This window comes from Streptomyces sp. McG3, assembly GCF_018619185.1.
GTDB lineage: Bacteria > Actinomycetota > Actinomycetes > Streptomycetales > Streptomycetaceae > Streptomyces.
Map to the genome: position 1 here is coordinate 1 of NZ_JAAXYC010000296.1, position 9974 is coordinate 9974.

The 9974-nt window shown below is 71.6% G+C and carries 2 protein-coding genes; both read right to left on the minus strand.

Translation table 11 applies throughout. The annotated features are described in order from the left end of the window. A partial coding sequence (locus HET64_RS31735; RefSeq protein ID WP_215110600.1) for a type I polyketide synthase occupies nucleotides 1-5699 on the minus strand: 5699 nt, incomplete at its 3' end. Nucleotides 5700-5719: 20 nt separating this feature from the next. Continuing rightward, on the minus strand, nucleotides 5720-9967 hold the full coding sequence (locus tag HET64_RS31740; protein ID WP_374105594.1) for an SDR family NAD(P)-dependent oxidoreductase: 4248 nt from the start codon (nucleotides 9965-9967) through the stop codon (nucleotides 5720-5722). Nucleotides 9968-9974: the final 7 nt, after the last annotated feature.

Below are 9974 nucleotides of genomic sequence, written 5' to 3' on the forward strand. Positions count from 1 at the left end.
CGATCAACCGGAAAACCACCCACCGCATCCCCACCCGACGCCACCAGACCCCACAAACCCTCACCCGAGACCACACCACCCGGATAACGGCACCCCACACCAACAATCACCACCGGATCACCGGCATCAACAACCGAAACAACACCCGCACCCGCACCCGAAACCCCACCGGACAACCCCCGACCAACACCCCCCTCAACCCGCACCAACCCACACACAAACTCAGCCAACGCACCCACCGACGGATAATCAAAAACCACCGTCGCCGAAAGCCGAACCCCCAACAACACACCCAACCGATTACGCAACTCAACAGCCGTCAGCGAATCAAAACCCATCTCCCGAAACGCCAACCCCACCGGCACATCCACCACCGACGCAAAACCAAGAACAGACGCCACCTCAGTGCGTACGGCTTCCACGACTGCTTTGGTCAGCTGAGATTCCGACAGGCCGGTCAGCCGTTCCGCCGGACCGGCGGCCGGGCGATGGGTGCGGGGCGCTCCGCGGCCGCCGCGTACCAGTCCGCGCAGCATCGTCGGTACGTTCTCGGCGTCGCGCCAGACGGCCATGTCCCAACGCGCCGCCACGAGCAGGGGGTCCGGCAGGTTCCAGGCGGTCTGGAGGAGTCCGATTCCCTCGAATGCGGAAAGAGCGGTGATCCCGCCGCGGGACATCCGGGCCAGGTCACCCTCGCCGAGTCCGCCGGCCATGCCGCTGGAGACGTCCCACAGACCCCACGCCACCGACTGACCCACCAGCCCACACGCCCGACGCTGCTGCATCAAACCATCCAGAAACCCGTTCGCCGCCGCATAATTCGCCTGCCCCGGCGAACCGATCACACCCGCCAACGACGAGAACACCTGGAAGAACGACAGATCCATACCCCGCGTCAACACATGCAGCCACCACGCACCACCCGCCTTGCCCCCCATCACCGAACCCACCTGCTCCGGCGAAAGCGAACCCACCACACCGTCATCCACAACACCGGCCGCATGAACCACACCCACCAACGGATGCCCCACACCGACCGCAGCCAAGGCCTCCACCACACCAGCCCGGGACGACACATCCACCGCCACCACCCGAACCCGAGCACCCAACCCCGTCAACCGCTCAACCCGCTCCGCCACACCATCCGACCCACCCCGACGACCCGCAAGAACCACATGCCGCACACCACACACCGACACCAACCACTCAGCCACCAACCCACCCAACACACCCGTACCACCCGTCACCAACACCGTCCCCTCCGGATCCACCGGGCGCTCTTCGGCCGCGGCGGCCGGAACGGCCGGGACTCGGGTGAGGGTGGGGGTGTGCAGGGAGCCGCCACGGACGGCGAGTTGGTTCTCGCCCGTGGCGAGGGCGGCGCGAAGGAGGTCGGCGGCGATGTCGGTGTCGTCGATGTCCAGCAGGGCGAACTGTCCCGGGTGCTCGGACTGGGCGGACCGCACCAGGCCCCACACCGCGGCATGCTCCAGATCGCGGACGCCCTCGCCCGGCAGTACCTCGACAGCGCCACGGGTGACCAGAACCAGCCGGGATTCCGCGAGCCGATCGTCGCCGATCCAGTCCTGGATCAGGCGCAGCGTACGGACGACCGTCGTGCGGGCGGCCTCGGCGGCGTCGCCGTCCGGCCCCGCCGGCACCGGGGCGCACACCAGGACGACGTCCGTCGGTACGGGATCGGGCAGTACCTCCTGGAGGGACCGCGCCTCAAGGTCGTGGGGAAGCCCGGGCAGCCGGTCCGTGGTGGGCCAGCCGGGCAGGTCGTCGCCGAGGACGACGGTCCGGCCCGGAGCCGACGACACCGACGGGCGGGGGCGTACGGGCCACTCCATCCGGCTCAGCAGGCCGCCGGATGCGCGGGACACCGTGGCCGTGCGGACGAGCTCCGGCGAGACGGGGCGCAGTGCCAGGGAGCCGACCGTCAGGACCGGCACGCCGGTCGCGTCAGTGGCGTGCAGGGAGACGGTGTCCGTCCCCTCGACCGGTGAGATCCGCACGCGCAGCCGGTCAGTGCCCGGACGGTGCAACTGGACGTCGCTCCAGGAGAACGGCAGCCGGCCGCTGTCGCCCTCCTCGTCCGCGAAGGGGCCGAGGCCGAGGGCGTGCAGGGCGCTGTCGAGCAGCGCGGGGTGCAGGCCGAACCGGCCGGCCTCCGTGTCGTGCCCGGTCGGCAACTGGACTTCGGCGAAGAGATCCTGGCCGTGCCGCCAGGCGGCACGCAGCCCGCGGAAGCAGTCGCCGTACTGGAAGTCGGCATCGGCGAGGCGGGTGTAGAGGCCGTCGATGGGGACGGAAGTCGCTCCGGGGGGCGGCCAGGCGGCGGACGAAGGCGCGGGCGCGGGCGCTTCAGCATCGGTGCCGCTGCCGGTGGTGAGGAAGCCGCGGGCGTGGCGGTGCCAGGCCGCTTCGTCCAGGTTGTCCGGGGACTCCAGGGCATCCGCGGTGTCTCCGGCGCGGGAGTGGATGGTCAGCGGGCGGCGGCCGTCGTCGTCCGGCTCCTCCACCAGAACCTGTACCTCGACCGTTCCCTCGTCCGGGACTGTCAGCGGTGATTCCAGCGTGAGTTCGGCTACGCCTCCCGCGCCGGTGAGGCGCGCGGCGTGGGTCGCCACCTCCAGCAGGGCGGTGCCGGGTACGAGTACCGCGTCGAGGATGCGGTGGTCGGCCAGCCAGGGGTGCGAGTCCAGGCCGAGGCGTCCGGTCAGGAGCAGCCCGTCGGCGGCGGCGACGGTCACTGCCGCGCCGAGCAGCGGGTGCTCGGCACTGTGGAGTCCCGCGGCGGTCAGACCGTGGTTGCCGCCCGGGGTCGAGGTGAGCCAGTGACGCCGGCGCTCGAAGGCGTAGGTCGGCAGGTCGACGCGGTCGCCGTCGAGCCCCGGCAGGGCGGCCCAGTCCACCGCCACGCCGTGCGCGTGGGCCTCGGCCAGGCTGGTGAGGAACCGGCGCCGGCCGCCGTCGTCGCGGCGCAGCGAGCCGACGGCTGCGGCGGGCACCTCGGCTGCGGCGACGGTGTCGGCCACTGCCGCGAGAAGAGCCGGGTGCGGGCTGCACTCGATGAACTGGCGGTGCGCGTGGTCGAGGAGCAGACGGACCGTCTCCTCGAAGCGCACGGTCCGCCGCAGGTTCCGGTACCAGTAGGCCGTGTCCAGCCCGGCCGTGTCCATCACGTCGGCGGTGACCGTGGAGTAGAAGGGGATGGTGCCCGGGCGGGCGGTGACGTCGGCGAGGATGTCGAGGAGGTCCTGCTCGATCTCCTCCATCTGTGCGGAGTGGGAGGCGTAGTCGACGGGAAGGCGACGGGTCTGGAAGCCCTCCGCGTCGGCCTGGTCGAGGAAGCTGTCGACGGCTTCGGGGGGCCCCGCGACGACGGTGGAGGCCGGTCCGTTGACGGCCGCGACGGACAGAGCGCCGTCGCCGTCCCCGGTACGTCGGTCGGTCCTGGTGTGCCCGTCGTCCCCGGCCTGCCTGCCGTTCTCGGTGCTCCGGAGGTTCTCGATGCGCCGGGCGGTCTCGTCCGCGGACATGGAGACCGCTGCCATCGCGCCTCGCCCGGACAGTCCGCGCAGCGCACGGCTGCGCAGCGCGACGATGCGGGCGGCGTCTTCCAGGGAGAGCGCCCCGGCCACGTACGCGGCGGCGATCTCGCCCTGGCTGTGGCCGATGACGGCGGCCGGTCGCACGCCCAGGGAGCGCCACAGGTGTGCCAGCGACACCATCACGGCGAAGAGGGCGGGCTGGACGACGTCGACACGGTCCAGTGAGGGTGCGTCGGGTTCGCCGCGCAGCACCGACAGCAGCGACCAGTCGACGTACGGGTCCAGCGCCTCTTCGCACGCCCGCAGGTGCTCCGCGAAGACCGGATAGGTCTCGTACAGGTCGAGGCCCATGCCGATCCACTGGGAGCCCTGGCCGGGGAAGACGAAGACGGCGTCGCCGCGGACGGCCTTTCCGGTCACCACGTGCGGGGAGCGCTCGTCGCGGGCCAGCGCGGCCAGCGCGCCCGCCCGCGTCTCGCGGTCGTCGCCGGTGATCACGGCGCGGTGGTCGAAGGGGGTGCGGCCGGTGCGCAGAGAGAGTTCGATGTCGGCGTCGCGCAGTTCGGGGCGGACGGAGACGAGGTCGTAGAGGCGCTGGGCCTGCCCGCGCAGTGCGTCAGGGGTCCGGGCGGCAAGCAGCCACGGCCGGGGCGCGCCGGCCGCCCCCTCGGTGGAGCCGGTGGAGCCGGTGGAGCCGGTGGAGCCGGTGCCGTCCGCGGAATCTGCGCCGTCGATGGACGGCGTCCCGTCGGCGGTGCCCGGCGCTTCAAGGATGATGTGCGCGTTGGTGCCGCTGACCCCGAAGGAGGAGACGGCGGCGCGGGCCGGGCGGTCTCGTTCCGGCCAGGGCAGTTGCTCGGTGAGCAGGGCCATGGTGCCCGGTGACCAGTCGATCGCGGTGGTGGCCGTCTCCGCGTGCAGGGTGCGCGGCAAGGTCCCGTGCCGCATGGCCATGATCATTTTGATCATGCCTCCGACCCCTGCCGCGGCCTGGGTGTGTCCGATGTTCGACTTGAGCGAACCGATCCGTACGGGGTCGCCCTCCGGACGGCCGGTCCCGTAGGTGGCCAGCAGCGACTGGGCCTCGATGAGGTCGCCGAGCCGGGTGCCGGTTCCGTGCGCCTCCACCGCGTCGATGTCGGCGGCCGTGAGCCCGGCCGTCGTCAACGCCTGGCGGATCACCGCCTCCTGGGCGGGACCGCTGGGGGCGGTCAGGCCGTTGCTGGCGCCGTCCTGGTTGACCGCGCTGCCCCGGATCACCGCCAGGACGGGGTGGCCGAGGCGCCGGGCGTCCGACAGTGTCTCCAGCAGCAGGACACCGGCGCCCTCGCCCCAGCCGGTGCCGTCGGCGTCGGCGGAGAAGGCCTTGCAACGCCCGTCCGGGGCCAGGCCCCGCTGGCGCGAGAACTCCACGAAGGTGTCCGGGGTGGACATCACGGTGGCCCCGCCGGCCAGCGCCATCGAGCACTCGCCACGGCGCAGGGCGTGCGCGGCCAGGTGCACGGCCACCAGCGAGGAGGAGCAGGCGGTGTCGATGGTGATCGCGGGCCCTTCGAGGCCCAACGCGTACGCGACCCGGCCCGAGGCGACGCTCGCGGTGTTGCCCGTGCCGACGTACCCCTCGACCTCCGGCGGGATGTTCGAGAGCCGCCAGGCGTACCCCTGGCCCATCATCCCGGAGAAGACGCCGACCTTGCTGCCGCGCAGCGACGCCGGGTCGATGCCCGCGCGCTCGACGGCCTCCCAGCTGGTTTCGAGCAGCAGCCGCTGCTGCGGGTCCATCGCCAGCGCCTCGCGCGGGCTGATCCCGAAGAACTCGGCGTCGAATTCCGCGGCGTCGTGCAGGAATCCGCCGCGCTGGACGTAGGAGGTGCCTGCTTCGTCGGCATCGGCACCGTTCAGCTCGTCGAGGCTCCAGCCGCGGTCGCGCGGAAACGGGGTGATCGCGTCACCGCCCCGCCCGACCAGCTGCCACAGCTCCGCCGGTGAGGTCACGCCTCCCGGGTAGCGGCAGGCCATGCCGACGACGGCGATCGGTTCCCGCGCTGCTGTGGTCACCTCGCGGTGCTCCCGCCGGAGCCGGTCGTTGTCCTTCAGCGCCGCGCGCAACGCCTGGATGAGCTGGTCGGCCGAGGATTGCATGGTCGTCACTCCTGGAGGCGTCAGTCTGTGAACGTGTCGAGGGCGATGCGGATGAGATCATCGGCATCCATGGCGTCGATCTCCTCGGGCCGCTCCTCCGGCCCGGCGGACGGACCGCCGTCGTCGCGGGCGAGCCGCAGCAGCGGGCCGGTGAGACCGGCCTCTCGGAGGGCCCGGAGGGGGATGGCGGCCAGCAGCCGACGGAATGCGTCCTCGGTGAGGTGGTCGCCGGTGAGGTCCTCCTCGCCCGTGCCCGCGTCGTCGCCGTCGGCGTCCACTGCCGCGGTCCCGGCGGTGACCTGCCGGTCGAGGTACGCGGCGAGCAGCTGCGGCGTCGGGTGGTCGAAGACCAGGGTGGGCCGCAGCGACTCCCCGGTGGCGGCGTTGAGCCGGTTGCGCAGCTCGATGCCGGTCAGCGAGTCGAACCCCAGGTCCTTGAAGGCGCGCTCGTCCTCGACCGTCTCCACGGAGGGGTGTCCCAGGACGGCGGCGGCGTGCTCCCTGACCAGGCCGAGGAGGACTCGGCGTCGCTCACCGCCCGGCAGCTTGGCCAGCCGGTCGCGGGCCTCGGTCTGTCCGACGGCCGCCGCGGCCGGCACCCGTGGGGTGCGCTCGGGTGCGGCCAGGCCCGCCAGCAGTGGATGGGTGTGGCGGTGCCGCGGGTTCAGCCGGATCAGCGCCAGATGGGGCTGGTCCGTCCGTCCCACGGCCCGGTCCCACAGGCCCAGGCCGTCCTCGGAGCTCAGCGGCACCATCCCTGATGCGGAGATGCGTGCCAGGTCACCCTCGGTGAGGTGCCCGCTGATCCCACTGCGCTGCGCCCACAGGCCCCAGGCGTGCGACTGCGCGGGCAGGCCGCGGGCGTGGCGATGTTCGGCGAGCGCGTCGAGGAAGGTGTTCGCCGCGGCGTAGTTGCTCTGGCCGGCCGCGCCGAGTACGCCGGCGGCCGATGAGAACAGGGTGAACATTGCCAGGTCGACGCCGCGGGTCAGCTCGTGCAGGTGCCAGGCCGAGTCCGCCTTGGCGCCGAGCACGGCAGCGAGCCGTTGCGGGCTGAGCGACCCGATGACCGCGTCGTCGACCACTCCGGCGGCGTGCAGCACGCCCGTCAGCGGGTGGTCCGGGTCGATGCCGTCGAGGAGGGCGGCGACCTCGCCCCTGCGGGACACGTCGCAGGCCACGACGCGCGCCTCGGCACCCGACTGCGCCAGTTCCTCGACCAGTTCGGCGGCGCCCGGCGCATCCTGCCCCTGACGGCCAACCAGGAGCAGATGCCGTACGCCGTACTCGGCGACCAAGTGCCGGGCCAGCAGGGACCCGAGGGTGCCCGTGCCACCGGTGACGAGCACGGTGCCGGCCGGGTCGAGCGGTGCGGGGACGGTGAGGACCAGCTTGCCGGTGTGCTTGGCCTGGGCGAGGTGACGGAACGCGGCCGGGGCCTCCCGGATGTCCCAGGCCGTGATCGGCAGGAGGTCCAGCCCGCCCCGCCGCAGCAGGCCGACCACCTCGGTCAACATGGCGCCGATGCGCTCCGGCTCCGGGTCGGCCAGGTCGAACGTCCGGTACGTCACACCGGCCGGGACCTCGCCCCCCGTACGGACGTCGGTCTTGCCCATCTCAATGAACCGGCCACCACGCGGCAGCAGTTCGAGCGAGGCGTCCACGAACTCACCGGCCAGCGAGTTCAGTACGACATCGACACCCTTGCTCTCGGTCAACGCGGCGAACCTGGCGCGGAAGTCCAGATCGCGGGAGGAGGCCATGTGGTCCTCGGCGACCCCGAGTTCCCTCAAGGTGCCCCACTTGGCGGGATGGGCCGTGGCGAACACCTCGGCGCCGAGATGGCGCGCGAGCTGGATCGCCGCCATACCCACGCCGCCCGCACCCGCATGGATGAGAACCCGCTCACCGGGGCGGAGATCCGCCAGGTCGCGCAGCGCGTACCAGGCTGTGAGGAACACGATCGGCACCGAGGCCGCCTCCGTGAACGACCAGTCCTCCGGTACGACGGTGAGCGTCCGCGCGTCCGCCACGGCGCTCGGTGCGAAGCACTCCCGCATCAGGCCGAACACCCGGTCACCGACGGCAACTCCGGTCACGTCCGGACCCACCGAGGTCACCACCCCGGCGCCCTCCGCGCCCAGCACGGCACGTCCCGGGTACATCCCGAGTGCGACCATCACGTCCCGGAAGTTCAGCCCGGCGGCGCGCACCGCCACCCGCACCTGCCCCGACGCGAGCCCGCCCTCCGAATCGGCTGGATCTGCTGGATCTGCTGGATCTGCTGGATCGGTCTGATTCGCAACCAGACTCAGGCCGTCGAGCGTCTGCCCACCAGGGGTGAGCCGCCAGCTCGCGCCCTCCGGGATCGACAGCACGTCGTCCGCCAGCGGCACAAGCCGGGGAGCGAGCAAGACTCCCTTACGGAGGGCCACTTGCTCACGGTTCGCTCCGCGAATCGCGGCCAGCAGACCCATGACGGACACCTCGTCGGTGTCGGTGTCGGTGTCGGTGTCGGTGTCGACCAAGTGAAGCCGGTCGGGGTTCTCCGCGACGGCCGACCTCGTCAGGCCCCAGACCGCGGCGACGGCCGGGTCCGTGTTCCGATCGCCGGGACCGGTGACGACCGCCCTCTCCGTACGGATCACCATCCGCGCTTCCGCGAGCACCTGCGCGGCCAGGAACGTCTGCACCTGGAGAAGCACCCACTCCGTCACGTCGCGGGCCCGCTCCGGCACCGATCCGGCTGCGCCGACCGGCAGGTCAAGCACCACCCAGGTGGGAGCGGTGGCGCCCTCGTCCACCGCGCGCACCACGTCCGTCACGCCGGCGTGATGGCCCGCCGACACCAGGGCGAAGTCCTCGCGATGGGACGGCTGCCCGTCCGGGACGACAGCGACCTGATCCCAGCGCATCCACAGCGGGGCGTCCTGCGTCGGATGGAGCACCGCTTCGCTGACCGGCCGGAAGGCGAGGGACTCGACGGTGACCACAGGCCGTCCGCTCGGGTCGACAGCCTCGACGCTCACACCACCCGCACCCCGACGCAACCGGGCACGCAGGACCCGCGCACCAGCACGATGGACCGTGACACCCGTGAACGCGAACGGAAGCCCACCCTCACCCCCACCAGAAGCCACCGCAAGCGCATGAAGCACCGCATCGAGCAGCGCCGGATGCAACGCAAACCCCGACGGCTCGTCCGGCAGAACAACCTCCGCACAAACCTCCTCACCCTCCACCCAGACCCGCTGCAACCCCCGAAAGACCGGACCGTAGTCAAAACCCGCATCCGCCAGCCCGGCATAAACCCCCTCCGCCGCCACCACCTCACCGACAGGAGGCCACACCCAACCCACATCCACCCCAACCGCGACGCCCACCTCAGCCGCCTCGGCCACGACACCGGACCCGTGCCGCACCCACTCACCATCCCCGGCAACCGCACGCGAATGAACACGCACCGCCCGCCGCCCCTCCCCGTCGGGCTCATCGACGACCACCTGCACCGTCACACCCGCCCCGTCCCCGGACAGCACCAACGGAGCCTGCAACGTCAACTCCTCAACCCGCGCACACCCCACCTGAAGACCCGCATGCACCACCAGATCCACAAACGCAGTCCCCGGCAGCACCACCACACCGGACACCGCATGATCAGCCAGCCACGGCTGAGCAGACACCGACAACCGCCCACTGAACACCACACCACCACCAGCCAACGACACCTGCGCCCCGAGCAACCGATGCCCCGCGACCTCAAGTCCTGTACCGGCGAGGGAACCCACAGCGGCTCCCCCGGAACCCGCGGCCCAGTAGCGGTGCCTCTGGAAGGCGTACGTCGGAACGTCAACCGAGTGCGTAGCCCGGGGCACCCACTGGTCCCAAGCCACATCAACCCCATGGACATGGAGCCGGGACAGACCCGTCAGCAGACTCGTCGCCTGGTCACGGTCACGCCGCAGGAAACTCGCGACAACCTCACCATCACCCACGTCCAGCGCCGCGGACAGAGCCGGCTGCGGACCGACCTCGGCCCACACCCGCACACCCAACCCCCGCACCGTACTTACCGCATCAGCGAAACGCACCGGCCGCCGCGCATGCTCCACCCAATACGCGGCACTCCCGAAATCAGCACCCGCGATCTCACCCGTCACCGTCGACACAACCGGGATCCGGGGCGCCTCGAAGGGCAGGCCGGCTATCGACTGGGAGAACTCCTCCAGCATCGGGTCCATCAACGGCGTGTGAAACGCGTGACTCACCGGGAGC